Source organism: Nocardioides gilvus (assembly GCF_003194605.1).
Taxonomy (GTDB): domain Bacteria; phylum Actinomycetota; class Actinomycetes; order Propionibacteriales; family Nocardioidaceae; genus Nocardioides; species Nocardioides gilvus.
On record NZ_QHKY01000001.1, the window covers coordinates 127,009 to 140,980 of the forward strand.

Sequence of the window (13,972 nt, forward strand, 5' to 3'; positions counted from 1 at the left end):
GCGCAGCGTCCAACCGGCATGCTCTGCAGACAAGCGGTCGCGACCTCGGCTCAGGGCGCGGCGTTCCAGTCGGTTTCACGGGCGATCTCTCGCAGGAACACCTCGGCGAGGTCGACCACCAGGTTCCCTGCGGGACGGGACGCCAGGTCGAGGAGCGCGAAGAGATCGGCACAACGGGCCAGGTCACGGGCCTGCTCCGCGGTCCCCCCGCGCACCGCCACCCAGCCGGAGAGCACGGCCTCCTCCCACGCACTGTGACGATCGAAGCGCAGGAGGCTGCCGAGGTCCGCGTAAGGAGACCCGGCATGAGCGTGCTCCCAGTCGACCACCGCCACCACGGACCCGGTGTCGGGGTCGACGACCACGTTCTTGGGGTTCAGGTCACCGTGCACCAGGCAGGTCCGTGGGACGGAGTCGAGTTCGTCCTGGGCACGTCGGGCGACCTCGAGCAGGCCCTCGGTCCGGGCCGGACCGAAGTCTCGCAACGAGGGCAAGCGCGACATCACGTGGGAGAGCAGGTCGTCGGCCTCCGGAGCGAATGGTTCGATCCTCAGACCCGCATCGACGAAATGGCCGCTGCCCACGGTCGGAATGCCCGCCAGCGTGCCTGCGATGCGGCCCAACTGGGCACCCAGGGGAGCCAGGACGCCCGCGTCCTGCCCCCGGACGAGATTGTCGGCCCGGACTCCCGGCACGTAGCGGGTGATGAGGAGCGGCGGGTTGCCGTCCCGGGCCGCTCTGACCTCCAACACCTCGGGGACCGGTACGAGCCCCCTCAGCAGTCGCATCAGGGCGCCGTCCACATCGGCGGCACGCTCGCCGCGAGCACTGGGGGTGGCACAGATCCTGACCACCGACCGGACCCCGTCGATCTCCGCGAGAAAACTCTCCCCCGACCATCCGCCGGGCAGGGGGTCCCACGTCATCTCCACGCCGTCCATACTCCCACGCCGGTTGCGCGCGTAGCATCGACACCGTGTCCGAGACGATCCCTTCGGGGACAGACCATCTACCCCAGTCGGTGAGCGTCGAACGGCGCCAGATCAGCGAGGCCGACTCGCGACGGGCCAATGGCCCCGACTGGGACAGGTACGCCGACGAGTACCAGGCCACCCATGGCGCCTTCCTCGGTGACACAGGGTTCATCTGGGGCCCCGAGGGGCTCAGCGAGGACGAAGCCGGAGCACTCGGCCCGGTCGCCGGCCGTCGAGTCCTCGAGGTGGGCAGTGGTGCCGGCCAGTGCTCGCGCTGGGTCACTGCCAGGGGCGGCAACGGCATCGGCCTCGACCTGTCCATGCGCCAGTTGCAGCACTCCCGTCGCATCGACGAGGAGACGGGCGTGGTGGTCCCCTCGGTGGTCGGGACCGCGACCCAGCTCCCCTTCGCCGACGACTCGTTCGACGTCGTCTTCTCCTCGTTCGGCGCCCTGCAGTTCATCGCCGACCTCCCCGCGGCGCTCTCCGAGGCAGCGCGGGTGCTGCGTACGGGCGGGCGTTTCGCCTTCTCCATCACCCACCCGACGCGCTGGTCCTTCCCCGACGACCCCGGAGTAGAAGGACTCACCGCCTCCCAGTCGTACTGGGACCGGACCCCCTACGTGGAGACGGACCCCGAGACCGGCACACCCTCCTACGTGGAGCACCACCGCACGCTGGGCGACTGGGTCGAGGTCCTCGCGGGGAACGGCTTCCGTCTTGTCGCCCTGAAGGAACCGGAGTGGCCCGAGAAGCACGATCGGACCTGGGGTGGTTGGTCACGCACGCGCGGACTGCTCATCCCCGGCACCGCCGTCTTCGTCGCCGACCTCGGCTAGGACTTCCACGCGACACAGAAGGGCCCGGACGGAGTTGATCCGTCCGGGCCCTTCTCCTTCCTCGAGGAAGGTGCTGTCAGAGCTGCTCAGCGCTTCGAGGTGCTCCTGGAGTTCGACCGACGGTAGAGCAGGAAACCGACGATCAGAAGAACCAGACCACCGACGCCCAGGACGAGCGGCAGGGTGGAGCGGATCATCTTGAGCTGGGTCGACTTGCCAGAGTACTCATCGATGTTCTTCTTCATCGTCTCCTCGGAGAACGCCGTCTTGACCGAGGTCAGTGTCGTGCGGTTCTCGCCGTCGACCTGAAGGTAGGCCGACTGCTCCTCGGTACGGTTGAGGACGACGCCCGTCTCGGGCTCGACCCAGAACGTACGGATGTTGCCGTAGGTGCGGTCAGCGATGACGGACTCCTCGCCCGACTCCCCCACCACGGACGGCGGCACTTCCTGCTGGGTCCAGACCTCGGGCTCGATCGTCTGGACGAACACGTAGGTGTTGACGCCCTCGAGCTCTTCTTCGCGCTCGAACTCAGCGTCGACTGCACGCTTCAGGGTGCCGTCCCACCACTTGTAGGTCTCCTTCTTGGTCTGGAAGGGGAACTTGAAGATCTGACCCTCGAACTTGACTTCCTCGGGCTGACCCTGCGTCGTCTCCGAGAAGGCGTTGCAGCAGTCCACCGCTTCACCCGTGAAGCCGTCGAAGGCGACTCGCTCGACACTTCGCGAGCGAACAACACCGTCGTCGGACTTCGTCGAGGTGGAGTTGACCCACACGCGAACGTTGTCGCCGGCCCGCTCGGCCGCGTCGACGTCACCGACGGTCAGAGCCGTGGTCGTCAAGTTGGTCTGGAACTCCGCCAGGACGGTGGGATCGCTGTCGAACACCGTGGCGTCAGGGCCGCTGAGCACCGAGGTGCTGTTCTGGTCCGCGGGGGCCGTGGCCAACCGCGGGTACGCGTAAACGTTGAGGAGAACTCCCATGATCAGCAGGAATCCACCGATGCCCGACAGAATCGGACCTAACTTTCCTCGCACTTGCGTGCTCCCTCCAGACATGAACATGCCACTAAGTAGCCGCACGCTACCAGCCGGTAGACGTTACGGGTGACGCAGGCCACAAACTCCCCCGAGTCTGTGGAGTGTAGAACAGGTCGCCGGAGATTCCGGGACCTCATTCCTTCTTTCGGAGAACCTGCCACAGATTCCAGGTCAGCACCTCCCGGACACCCGGCACCCGCAGCAGGTGGCGACTGGCAGGGGGCAGGTAACGCGGTCGCTCATCGAGAAGCTCGAGGTCGTCGCGCGAGCGCGCCCACTCCAATCCTTCGGAGACCTTCGCCGCAAACATGCTCTCGCCGAAGACGTTCTTGGGCGGATGCCCGTTCTTCCGCTCGTAGCGCCGCGCGGCGCGGGCGCCACCGAGGTAGTGCCACGGGGAGGTCTCGTGCCCGCCCCACGGGCCGTACCAGGCGGTGTACGACAGCACGACGAGACCACCGGGCTTGACCACCCGGGCGATCTGGTCGGCAACGGCGGGGAGGTCACGTACGTGCTCGAGCATGTTGCTGGAGAACCCGATGTCGACCGCACCGTCACGCAATGGCGCCTCCTCGGCGCGCGCCACCACCGACAGTGGGTGTCGAACACCGTGGGACAGCACCTCCTGGTGGTCGAGGTCGATGACGAGCGACGTCGCACCCGCACGGGTGAAGGCGTCGGAGTAGAACCCCGCTCCTCCCCCGAAGTCAGCGACGGTCTTGCCCCTGAGGTCGACGTGCGGGCGCATCAACTCGAGGGTGTCGTCGGCGATGAGGCCGTAGAACCCTTCTGGGTCCGTCTGCTCGGTCAGGAAGGACTTGAAGAGCTTGACCGAACGACGCCAGTCATCACGAACGACAGCGGTAGATTCTGTGGAATGGCTCACATCTGAAATGCTACCCTCCGGTAATCAGCACCGGGAGGGAGACCAGGTGGTGTTCACCATTCGAACAGCAGTCATAGGGCCTACGGGAGGGGTGCACTGATGAGCAGACTCGTCATCCTGAACTGGCGCGACCAGTGGCACCCAGAAGGCGGTGGGTCGGAGACCTATCTCCGCCAGGTCGCCACTCGGCTCGCGGCCGCAGGGCACGACGTGACGACGCTGACCGCGCGGTATCCGGGCAGCGCCAAGGAAGAGACGCGGGACGGCGTCCGCTACGTTCGCGTCGGACGCCACATGACCGTGTACCTGTGGGCGGCCTTCTACCTGCTCACCGGCCGACTGGGGCGCATCGACCACGTGATCGAGGTCCAGAACGGGATGCCATTCCTGGCGACCCTCTTCACCCGGGCCAAGGTGACGGTGCTGGTGCACCACGTCCACCGTGAACAGTGGCCCGTGGTCGGACCCGTGCTGGCCAGGATCGGGTGGTTCATGGAGTCACAGGCCGCTCCTCGGGTGAACCGGAACAACGACTACGTGGCGGTCAGCCAGATCACCGCCTCAGAACTGGTCGAGCTCGGCGTCGACGCAGAGCGCATCCGCATCGCCTACAACGGCGTTCCTCCGGTGCCTGAGTTCGAGGAGCCGGGACGCGACAAGCACCCGAGCCTGGTGGCCCTGAGCCGTCTCGTGCCTCACAAGCAGATCGAGCACGCCATCCACACACTGCACGATCTCCGCGACGAGTGCCCCGCCACGACCCTCACCATCATGGGTGACGGCTGGTGGACCGACCACCTCGTCGCTCTGGTGGACGAGCTGGGTCTGAGCGACCGCGTCCGCTTCCTCGGATTCGTCGACGACGAGGTGAAGTTCATCGAGTTGTCACGCGCCTGGGTCCACGTCATGCCTTCCCTGAAGGAGGGCTGGGGCCTCTCCATCGTCGAGGCTGCGCACGTGAGCACACCGTCGGTGGCCTACCGCTCCGCCGGAGGAGTCCAGGAGTCCATCCTCGACGGCGTCACCGGTCTACTGGCCAGCGACCAGGCTGACTTCACCGACTGTGTACGCCGCCTCCTGACCGATCACGCTCTGCGGGAAAGCATGGGCACCAAGGCAGCGATGCGCAGTGAGCAATTCACGTGGGAGGCCACGACCGCAGTGGTGGAGAGTTGCCTGGAGATTGCTCCGACCAGCGAGGCTCACACCCGGCGCTGACAGATCCCCCACGACGTGAAAGGGCCCCGCCTGTGGCGGGGCCCTTTCACGTCTCAAGACCAATTCGCACGTCGCCCCACCGAGCCCTGCGGGAGCTGCCAGTCCTGGGCAGGGCGGCCTCGACACCCACCGCGTTGGCGCCTCTGCACGCGCTTCAGGGCGAACTCCATAAGGAGTTCGCCCTGAAGAGAGAAGTCAATGGGCCACCATCAGTGGCCGTGGGTCACTCGTCGCCGTACTGACCTGAACCGGGCTCGTTGGGGCCGCCGTTGTCAGCGTCGACGCCGGTCAGGCTGGCGACAGCGATGAGGATAGAGACTACGGCCGCAATGGCGCCCGCGAGGATCGAAAACAACCAACCAAACATTTAGTGTCCTCCCAGACCTAACGGTTACTGCTTGCAGAGTACGCGTCGGTAGCCAGCATTGCGACCCCTTGCCCACATCGCGGAACAAAGCGTCAAGGCCACGCTACTCAGCACCACCAAGTCGAGCACAGCGTAAGTAGTGGGGCGCCAGTGGCCAGCATACGCAGGTTCGGCGACCGGGGATGGGAGTTTCAGCAAAGAGACCTGGTCGCCTGCGCTCACGACCGTCGCGCCGGTCGGCGTCGGACCCGGGTCACTGCTGCGGTGCACGAGGGCCCACCGCACGCCACCCTCGCTGAGCACCTGGGCCAGCTCGTCACCGTCCGAGGTCGCCCGCACACGTGCGGCGAGGGCACTCTCGCCACCCACGGTGCCCTGGCGTGTCGTCAAGGCGTCCTCGGTGACCATCCTTCCCGGGAAGAACCTCGGGGCAGGATCGAGGATCGTTCGCGGAGTCCAGTCGAAGCGTCGATAGGTCGAGAACGGCAGCACCACCACGAGCTCCTCGGCCAGGTCCAACTGCTCCATCTCCTGACGCATCTCGAACCACTGCTCGGGGAACTCGTCGGCGGACAGGAACCCGCCGAGACCGAAGGCCAGGGACGGCAACGCCATCACCGGAAGGAGCGCCAGGCTCACCACCCAGTTGCGTGACTGAGGCGCCCGACGAGCGGTCAGCTCCCCGAGACGCTCCACGGTGACGGCGAACCCCACGCACGCCACCAGGACCCACGGGGCCAACCACTTCTGCCCGTCGCGCAGGAGTCCCCCGCCGGGCACATGGAGGACCGTCCACTCGAGGAGGGGCCGGGTCAACTCCACCGCGCCCACCAGCGCCAACACCAGCGCGGTGCCTGCCAGGAGGGCCGTGGGCAGCGGTGGCAACAGGACCCTGCCGCGGCGAGACAAGAGCCCCCACACCGCGAGAGCGAGGATGGCGAGGCTCACCAGCGACAGCCAGGTGTTGGCGCGATCAGCGGGAAGGATCGACTCCTTCCAGATCCCCCCGGAGGTGAGAGCGGAAGCGAGGAGTCCCCAAGGAGTGTCCGAACGCGTGGCGAACACCGCGACGCCGAACGCGTCCGGAGACAGCTGGTCTGCGCCGTTGCCGAACGCGGGCACGATCCACGGCAGGTTCACCCACAGGCCCAGGGCCAGCACTGCAGCGGCCCGTCGCCACCGCGACAGCGTGAAGGCCAACGCCACCATGACCGCCAGGACTCCGCCGGTGGGAGAGGCCCAGCCGGCCACCGCCAGTGGGAGGAGCAGGTGGAGCCAGACTCGGGGGCTGGCGTCCTCGCGACGCAACTTCAACGCTGCGTCCAGGACCCAGGGCAGGGCCGCATAGCCACACAGGAGCGCCCAGTGGCCGATCGCGAGCCGCTCGAACACGTACGGGTTCCAGACGAAGAGGACGGCACCCGCAGCCCTCGCCCCGAAGGAGAGCCCCGCGGTGAGACGCGACATTCCCAGCGCGGCACCGATCAGGGTGGCCAGGAGGATCAGGCGCTGGAGGACTGCGCCGGGCAGCACCGAATCCAGGAGGGAGACCCAGGCGTCGCCGGGGACCGCTCGCGGAACCCCGCCGTCCCCTCCGGTCCAGGCGTCCTTCCACGGCTGGTCCGGCACGAAGACCATGTCGCCCACCAGGATGAAGCCGCGGTCGAGGACCAAGGGCCCCAGCACCACCATGGCAACCACCACGGCCAACGCGAGATCTGGCCAGCGCAACGGACCTCGTAAGAGCGAGTCTGCCGGGCCTCTCCCGCGTACGTCCCTCACCGTTGCCCCGAAGCCCTACGGGGGCCCGGTGAGAGCCTGTCCGGCACGCCTCAGCCCCCGGTCAGGGGAGCCGGCTCTGGCACGCCAACGGTGATCGACCCCACGCACAAGGTCTGGTCCATGGTCTCGAGGGTCAACTGCACCTCGTCGAAAGCTGACTTCACCGGGACGAAGATGGTGTTCAACCCGGTACGGATCGGGATCCGCAGGGAGGTGTCGCCGGCCTGGATCTGGGCGTACGTGTCGGCGTTGGTCAGATAGCCGATCGACATCACGTGGTCACCTGCGGCGACGTTGCCCTGCATGGGCACGGTCAGGCCCTTCGAAGTGACCGGCCACCCACACGAGGGGTCCTCCGCGGCCTCGGCGGAGACCGCCGTGCCCAACTGGATCTCGCGCAGGAGTCCGGTCCCGTCCACCATCCGCAACTGTTCGCTCGGGAGGTCGAACGTGGGCTGCTCGGGCAGCAGGCCGACGACTGTCGAGACCTTCGCCTCGTTGCCGAACCAGGTCGACATGACCCCTTCCGGGACTGGCCCGTCGAGCAGCACGATGCGCGGGTCGACCTCGAGGCCGGTGCGGATCTGCTCGACGAAGTCCCTGTCGTCGGTGTTCTGGAGCACGGGGGTGACGGCTCGCGTGGTCACTGCGGCAGAGACCAGGTAGACGATGGCCAGGCCGACAGCGATGCCAGCCGGCGCCTTGCGCACCCAGTGGCCGATCTCGTGGGGCACGGTGCTGCGGCGCAGGGCCAACGCCAGGCAGAGGACCACCGCGGGCACGACGTCGGCCACGAACCGCGAGACCATCCCCATGGCGTTGAGGCCCTCCTGGGTGACCAGCAGGACCCCGGCACCGAGGACGAAGTATCCGAACAGACCGATGGCCGAGACCGCCACGACAGGGTCCTTCAGACACCGGACCACAGGAACGGCGAGCAGGATGCAGACCAGACCGGCGACGGCCAAGGGCCAGTTGGCCGACGGCACCAGCACGCTGGACGACATCTCTCCGGACCAGGGGCCACCCACCAGGCCGGAAACACCTTGGCGGAAGTACTGCTCGAAGATGTACCGGGCATCGCTGAAGGTGGACGGCCACCCGAAACCTGACCCCTCACGGTTCACCGAGAGCAGGATCCGAGCGACCAGGGCCACCAGCAGGATCAGCCAGAGTCGCCCGTAGAGGGCGACCGCCTGGACGAGTCGGGCCCTGACCCCCAGGTTGGCCGGTCGAAGCATTGCAGCCACGGCGATGAGGGAGACCGCAGGCAGGAGCAGAGCCCGGTCGCTGCAGAACATCACCAGGACGAGGCACGCCGCAGCCACCCGTACTCCTGGCCGCCAGTCCGCCTGCAGGTGCGCGAGCAGGGCGGAGGTTCCCAGGAGGAGCAGCAACACGGCGGGCAGATGGGTGGTGGCGAGCGCCCACAACAAGGTGGTGCCCAACGTGAGGGGGGTGAAGCAGGCGACGGCCAGCAGGGGGATCCGGACCCATCGGTCCTCGAGGATCTGGGTCAGGACGACCCAGGTCAACACCGCCACTGCGGTCTGGAGCCCCACCACGACGAGCGTGACCGCGCCCCAGTCGATGCCGGCCGCCTGGGTGGTTGCCCACACGATCAGGTTGCCGAGCGGGGAGAACTCGCCGGAGTGGGAGGCAGCCAGGTGATCGAGGTCCATCGCCTCGTTGGCGGCGCGGTCGAGCATGAGGTAGTCGTCCTGGGTGAAGAAGCCTCCTGCCACCAGGCCCCCGCGCCAGATCGCCTGCACTGCGATGACCAGGACCGCGATGAAGCCAGCGGGGGTCCGGAAGGCGGAGCCCGCCAGGCTCAACCACCCCGGCTCCTTGGGTGCCTCCAGTCGGCGTTTGGCCCGCGGCGGTGTCGGCTGGACTTCGATGTCGGTCATCGTTCCTCTTCTCCCGTGTTGGGCAGGACCAGAGTCATCAGGAACAGGCCCACAGCAGCACCCGCCACCCAGTCGGTCCAGGAGACATGGACCCCTCCCCCGTTCGACGCGGAGATCGCCTGGCCGGTGGTCGCCACGACGACGAAGGCCGACGGTAGCAGCACTCGCGCAGCCCCACGGCCGATCAGCGCGACCCCCAGCAGGAGGCCGACAGCCAGCGGTACGCCAGCGAAGACGTACCCGGCCACGGCGCCGACCGCGTACCTGCTCCGTCGGCCGCGACCCAGCCAACGGGGCACCGGCACCGAGGCCACCCGGCGCGGACCGGGAACCCGTACGACCTCGAGCACCACGGCGACACCGAAGACCAGGAGCGCGGCGATGGCTCCCAGGACGAGTTGGATCCGATAGGTGGAGTCGGGAGCGAACTTGAGCTCGACCACCCCACCCTCTCCCGCCGGCAGCTTGAAGCCCTGTTGCCAACTGTCCAGCCGCAGGGGTTCCAGTTCCTCCCCATCGAGGGTGGCCACCCAGCCGATGTTGACGTTCTCCGGGACGCGCAGGACGCCCTCCGGTCCTTGGCCGACGCGGACCGTGCGCTCGCTGGCGGACCAGTCCAGGATCGCGACCTCACGGCCTCGTTCCTCCTCCTCGACGAGCCCGCGCTCCTCGGCCGGGGTCAGGGTCAGCGAGGTGACCGCGTACTGCGGCGTGGAGGTGACGGCGAGCCGGTGGTCACCGGAAGCGAGGTCGACCTCGTCGCTCCCACACAGCTCCAGTTGGAGTGGGGTGCCCGTGACGACCTGGCCCATCTTCCCGACCACCTTGGTCCGGTACCTCTCTCCGTCGAGGTTGACGTCCGGGCCGAATCCGCAGACCGCTCCGGTCGGCTGATCAGGGGACCACGGCGCCTTGACCTCCTCGAGCCCTCCGATGTTGAGCTCACCGATCGCCAGCGGAGCAAGCTCGTCACCACCGGGTGTGTACGCCGCCATCGGGAAGGTGATCTTGGCCCTGGACGCGGTGATCGGCTTGAAGTAGCCCAGCGCGTCCGCGGTCATGTCCACCTCCCGTCGTTCGTCGCCGGCCTCGATGATCGCCTTCACGGGTTGTGAGGCAGAGATGTTGGCCGGGTCGAAGGTCAACTGGTTGATCGTGCGCTCGACCCCCCAGTCGAGGTCCAGACTCGGAGCAGTGTCCCTGCGTCCGGCCACCCAGAGCGTGGACGGGTCGCCGTCGACGGCCCGCTGGCCGGCGACCGAGGGATCCCACCCGACCGTGGATGAGGCCAGTGCCCGCAACTGGTTCGGGAACGGATTGAGCAGGAGCGCGCTCTCCTGCGTGCTGCGGACCACCACCTCGGCGGAGAGCAGGTACTTGCCGCTGGTCTCGGTGACGAAGCGCCGGTTGAGGCCGAACTCCTCCTCGCTGGCACGGGCAGAACTCACGTCGCACTGGGGGCCGTAACCGATGTCGACGCAGGCGCGACGGGACGGTCGCGCACGGAAGACGAACGCCGTGTCCCCGGTCGCGCCGTTGTCGGGCAACAGCAGGGTCCGGTCGATCTCGACGCCCTTGAAGGCGACCTCACGCAGAGCGACGACGCCCATCTCCGGGTCACCGAAGACCGCGGCGACCTCGATGCGCACCTTGTCGACGTTCGCCCCGGTGAGCGGAATGACCACCTCGCCGGTGGCCGGATCGACCCCGCGTTCGAACTCACGTGGGCCGACCTGCACCCTGACCCGACGCACCGGGACCCCGGAGACACCGTCGACGCCGGCAACCAGACGCAACTCGGTGAGCGGCTCGGGCTTCGTGAACCGCATCTCCAACCACTGATCGGTGGGGTCGGCCAGTGGCGCCGAACGCCAGTAGGTCTCCTCTGTCCCGTCGAGCGCAGCGAACGGACCCATCTCCGGCTGGATCGCGCCGAACATGTCGACGTATCCCGAAGAGGTCGATGCCGTGACAGAGGCCAACGAGGTGTACTGGGCGACGACTCGGTCGTCCTCGGACACCCCCGGGTAGTCGTGGGCAGCGCGCTTGGTGCGGAACGGTTCGGAGGCCGACATCACCTGGGAGACGGAGTCGACGAGGCGACCGAACTGCCGCTCTCGCCGTCGGAACCCGTCACCGACGATGTCGGGCGTGGCGCTCCATCCCGGCTCGGAGAAGTTCACGGTCACCTCGCCCGGCTTGAGCAGCCCCGCCTCCATGGCGGTGATGGTGTCCTCGGGTCCACCGGACAGGGTCTTCACCGAGTCGAGGTCGACCGCCTCGAGGAGTGGAACGTTGCGATCCACCTCGAAGATGTCGATCATCGGCTGGACCCCGAAGTCGGCGGTGCCGTAGGAGGCGACCTTCTTCAGTCCCGGACTCAGGCTGAGCGCCTGGTCAACACGCACGGGGGAAGGTGTCTCGGTCGCCCACGAGTCGAGATCCCGTCGGACCAGAACGTGCTTGATGCCTGCCCGGGCCAATGCATCGGCCAGCACCGGCGAACCGACGCCGTCCTGGATCCGTTCCTCGATGGCGTCGAGGTAGCGGATGGTCCCTCCCGGTGCCAGCGGGATCTGACTGCGCGACACCCAGGGCGCGCCGGCCAACGGCTGCATGGGCTCGTCGATGGTCCAACCCCAGGTCTGCTGACCGAAGCCGGAGCCGGGGAGGATCAGGGTCCGCCCCTGGCCGGAGTTGCGCTCGAGGTACTCCGCCGCCTCGTACCAAGCCCGCGGGAACTCGTCCCAACCGGGCTTGCGGAGCTGGTCGGAGATCAACGGCTGGGCCGACGCCAGCAGCAGCAGGAGCGCGACGACGATGGTCGCGGGGCGCGCGTGCCGGACGTACGGGACCAAGGAGCTGTGGGGCGGCCGCCGCTCCAGCTGGGTGGCCAGGACATGGGTGATGACGCCCACCCCGTGGGCGAAGCCCAGGGCGAGCGGGAGCCTCACGATCGGGTCGAGCTTGTGGATGTTGCGGAACGGACTCAGGGGGCCGTCCAGCAGACCTCGGAACGTGCCCGAGAAGGGGCCTGCCAAGGCGTCTGCGTGGCCCATGCCCAGCAGGATCATGCCGGTGAGCGCGCTGAGCGCGAAGGGCAGGCGCCAGGGCATCCGGTGATGGAAGAGCCCGAAGAGGCTGACCGCGGCCACCAGACCGGTGATGCCCACCAGCCACGGGTCGGTGGCGAGTTCGTACGAACCCTCCCACCACGGTTGACCGCCGACCCAGATGAAGGAGAGCCAGTGGTCCGCACCCCGTACGACATTGGCCCAACCGAGCGTGCCCGTCGTCGTCGAGGCCGTCTCGATGTAGTCGAGGAAGGGAGGGCTGTACCTGCCCTGGGTCAGCAGGCCGGAGACCCACCAGCTGGTGGCCAGGATGACTGCGATCGGCCACCAGATGGCCAGGGCTCGCCCGACCCGGTCACGCATCGCGCACAGGATGACGAAGCCCGCCACCGGCAGCGCGAGCAACACCTCGGTCGCGTTCACTCCGCCCATCATGAGGACGCCGAATCCGGACCAGGCGGCACCGTGGAGCGGAGTCAGCACACCCCGCAACGCCAGCGCGAGCGGGAGCACCACCCACGGCAGCACGGCGGTCGGGTGGATCTCACCGGTCAGGACCCCCGAGAGGCCCAGGAGCCGAGGAGAGAGCGCGAAGGCCAGACCAGCCATCATCGGGAGCCAGGCACGGTTGCGCGGCTCGTCGATCACCGCGAAGAGTCGTCGTGCTCCCTCGTAGGCCACCACGAGCAGCAGCGCGGACCACAGCCGCTGCACGACCCACTCGGGGAGGCCGACCGTGTCGCCGAGGAGGAAGAAGGCGCCCTGTGGGAAGAGATAGCCGTACGCCTGGTTCTGCATCTCACCGAAGGCGCTCATCGGGTTCCACGCGGTCAGGGTGCGCTCGAGGAAGGACCCCACGTCGACCGACAGATCAAGCTTCGTGTCGAAGGTCGTCTGTCCCACCTGCTGGCGGAACGAGAGGAAGATGAGCGCAGCCCAGACAAGCAGGTGCGGCCACAACCGTTGATGAGCGTGGGTGAACCACGCACGTCGACCCAACCACACAGTGAGAAACCCGCCTTGCAATAAGACAACTCAGTAGTAACCTGCGGGGCACCTTACCCGCACAGAACCATCCCATAGGGGTCCAAGCAATGTCCCACGCAGATGTTCCGCCTTTGTCCAGTGACCGCGACCAAGCCCCCGTGACGTTTGCCGAGGCCTGGCAGCGGGTCCAGGACGTCCCCGGGTGGCTCAAGGAGGGTCAGGCCCAGATTCTCTGGGACGAAGCAACCAAGCTCGGAACCGGCGGCACCGTCCTTGAAATCGGCTCCCACCAGGGCCGTTCCACCGTCATCCTCGGGGAAGCACTCCGCCCCAAGGACGGCACTGTGATCGCCGTCGACCCCTTCGTCGAGGGAAAACTCTTCGGCGGCCTCTCCACCAAGGAGAAGTTCGAGCGCAACATGGCCAGCAACGACCTCAACCAGGTCGTCGAGTTGGTCCAGGACTACAGCACCGGGCTACGCCCCACGTGGACCCGCGGCTTCGACCTGCTCTACATCGACGGCAAGCACGACTACTGGACGCTGTCGGACGACCTCAAGTGGAGCGTCCACCTTCCCGAGGGCGGCGGCATCGTGATCCACGACTGCTTCTCGTCGATCGGCGTCACGCTCGGCATCCTGCGTCACGTGCTTTTCTCCAACCGCATCACCTACGAACGCCGCAGCAACTCCCAGGCACTCTTCCGGGTGCGCAAGCCCAGCGCCGCAGACCGCGTCCGGATCCTGGCTGAGATGCCGTGGTGGATCCGCAACGTCTTCATCAAGGTGCTGCTGCGCCTCAAGCTGCGCCCCGTGGCCCGAGTCTTCGGGCACGACTCGCCGTACGACCCGTACTGAGCCAGCAGCCGCCGGGCCCTGGGCACCAGGGCCCGGTC

Annotated in this window: 10 protein-coding genes; 3 read left to right on the plus strand and 7 right to left on the minus strand. The window is 67.6% G+C overall.

Annotated features, from left to right (window positions below):
- Window positions 1-50 precede the first annotated feature (50 nt).
- Entirely contained in the window at window positions 51-926 is an 876-nt protein-coding gene (locus DNK52_RS00595; RefSeq protein WP_239455291.1) for a phosphotransferase family protein, read from the minus strand.
- A 50-nt stretch (window positions 927-976) separates the two neighbouring features.
- Here DNK52_RS00595 and DNK52_RS00600 point away from each other — a divergent pair, with 50 nt between their 5' ends.
- On the plus strand, window positions 977-1,813 hold the full coding sequence (locus tag DNK52_RS00600; RefSeq protein WP_239455292.1) for a class I SAM-dependent methyltransferase: 837 nt from the start codon (window positions 977-979) through the stop codon (window positions 1,811-1,813).
- A gap of 86 nt (window positions 1,814-1,899) precedes the next feature.
- Here the strand turns inward: DNK52_RS00600 and pgfA are convergent, their stop codons facing one another.
- Both pgfA and DNK52_RS00610 read right to left on the minus strand, forming a co-directional pair.
- A complete protein-coding gene (pgfA, locus tag DNK52_RS00605) occupies window positions 1,900-2,850 on the minus strand; it encodes a cell envelope lipid trafficking protein PgfA (RefSeq protein WP_162598541.1) in 951 nt (316 codons plus the stop codon).
- 136 nt (window positions 2,851-2,986) lie between these two features.
- Window positions 2,987-3,739 carry a class I SAM-dependent methyltransferase gene (locus tag DNK52_RS00610; RefSeq protein ID WP_239455293.1) on the minus strand — a complete coding sequence of 251 codons (753 nt, stop codon included), beginning with the start codon at window positions 3,737-3,739 and terminating at the stop codon, window positions 2,987-2,989.
- Between the two features lie 99 nt (window positions 3,740-3,838).
- Between DNK52_RS00610 and DNK52_RS00615 the strand changes: the two genes are divergently transcribed.
- Window positions 3,839-4,957: a glycosyltransferase family 4 protein gene (locus tag DNK52_RS00615; RefSeq protein ID WP_110238636.1), complete on the plus strand. Its 1,119-nt coding sequence runs from the start codon at window positions 3,839-3,841 to the stop codon at window positions 4,955-4,957.
- A 223-nt stretch (window positions 4,958-5,180) separates the two neighbouring features.
- Here DNK52_RS00615 and DNK52_RS15930 read toward each other — a convergent pair whose 3' ends face one another.
- The 4 genes from DNK52_RS15930 to DNK52_RS00630 all read right to left on the minus strand — a co-directional run bounded on the left by DNK52_RS15930 (window position 5,181) and on the right by DNK52_RS00630 (window position 13,089).
- Window positions 5,181-5,324 carry a hypothetical protein gene (locus DNK52_RS15930; protein ID WP_162598542.1) on the minus strand — a complete coding sequence of 48 codons (144 nt, stop codon included), beginning with the start codon at window positions 5,322-5,324 and terminating at the stop codon, window positions 5,181-5,183.
- 24 nt (window positions 5,325-5,348) lie between these two features.
- Window positions 5,349-7,055 carry an MmpA family trehalose lipid delivery protein gene (locus DNK52_RS00620; protein WP_162598543.1) on the minus strand — a complete coding sequence of 569 codons (1,707 nt, stop codon included), beginning with the start codon at window positions 7,053-7,055 and terminating at the stop codon, window positions 5,349-5,351.
- A gap of 101 nt (window positions 7,056-7,156) precedes the next feature.
- Complete coding sequence (locus DNK52_RS00625) at window positions 7,157-9,016, minus strand: hypothetical protein (RefSeq protein ID WP_110238638.1); 1,860 nt, start codon at window positions 9,014-9,016, stop codon at window positions 7,157-7,159.
- Complete coding sequence (locus DNK52_RS00630) at window positions 9,013-13,089, minus strand: alpha-(1->3)-arabinofuranosyltransferase domain-containing protein (protein WP_162598544.1); 4,077 nt, start codon at window positions 13,087-13,089, stop codon at window positions 9,013-9,015. Before DNK52_RS00630 ends, DNK52_RS00625 begins: the two co-directional genes overlap by 4 nt.
- A gap of 146 nt (window positions 13,090-13,235) precedes the next feature.
- Between DNK52_RS00630 and DNK52_RS00635 the strand changes: the two genes are divergently transcribed.
- The gene (locus tag DNK52_RS00635) at window positions 13,236-13,934 is read left to right on the plus strand and encodes a class I SAM-dependent methyltransferase (protein ID WP_204163324.1); all 699 of its coding nucleotides are present in this window, start codon (window positions 13,236-13,238) and stop codon (window positions 13,932-13,934) included.
- Window positions 13,935-13,972 lie beyond the last annotated feature (38 nt).

Excerpts from the sequence above, each read along its gene's own strand:
- DNK52_RS00625 (WP_110238638.1), bottom strand. The coding sequence starts at position 9,016 with ATGACCGACATCGAAGTCCAGCCGACACCGCCGCGGGCCAAACGCCGA.
- DNK52_RS00615 (WP_110238636.1), top strand. The coding sequence starts at position 3,839 with ATGAGCAGACTCGTCATCCTGAACTGGCGCGACCAGTGGCACCCAGAA.
- DNK52_RS15930 (WP_162598542.1), bottom strand. The coding sequence starts at position 5,324 with ATGTTTGGTTGGTTGTTTTCGATCCTCGCGGGCGCCATTGCGGCCGTA.
- DNK52_RS00595 (WP_239455291.1), bottom strand. The coding sequence starts at position 926 with ATGACGTGGGACCCCCTGCCCGGCGGATGGTCGGGGGAGAGTTTTCTC.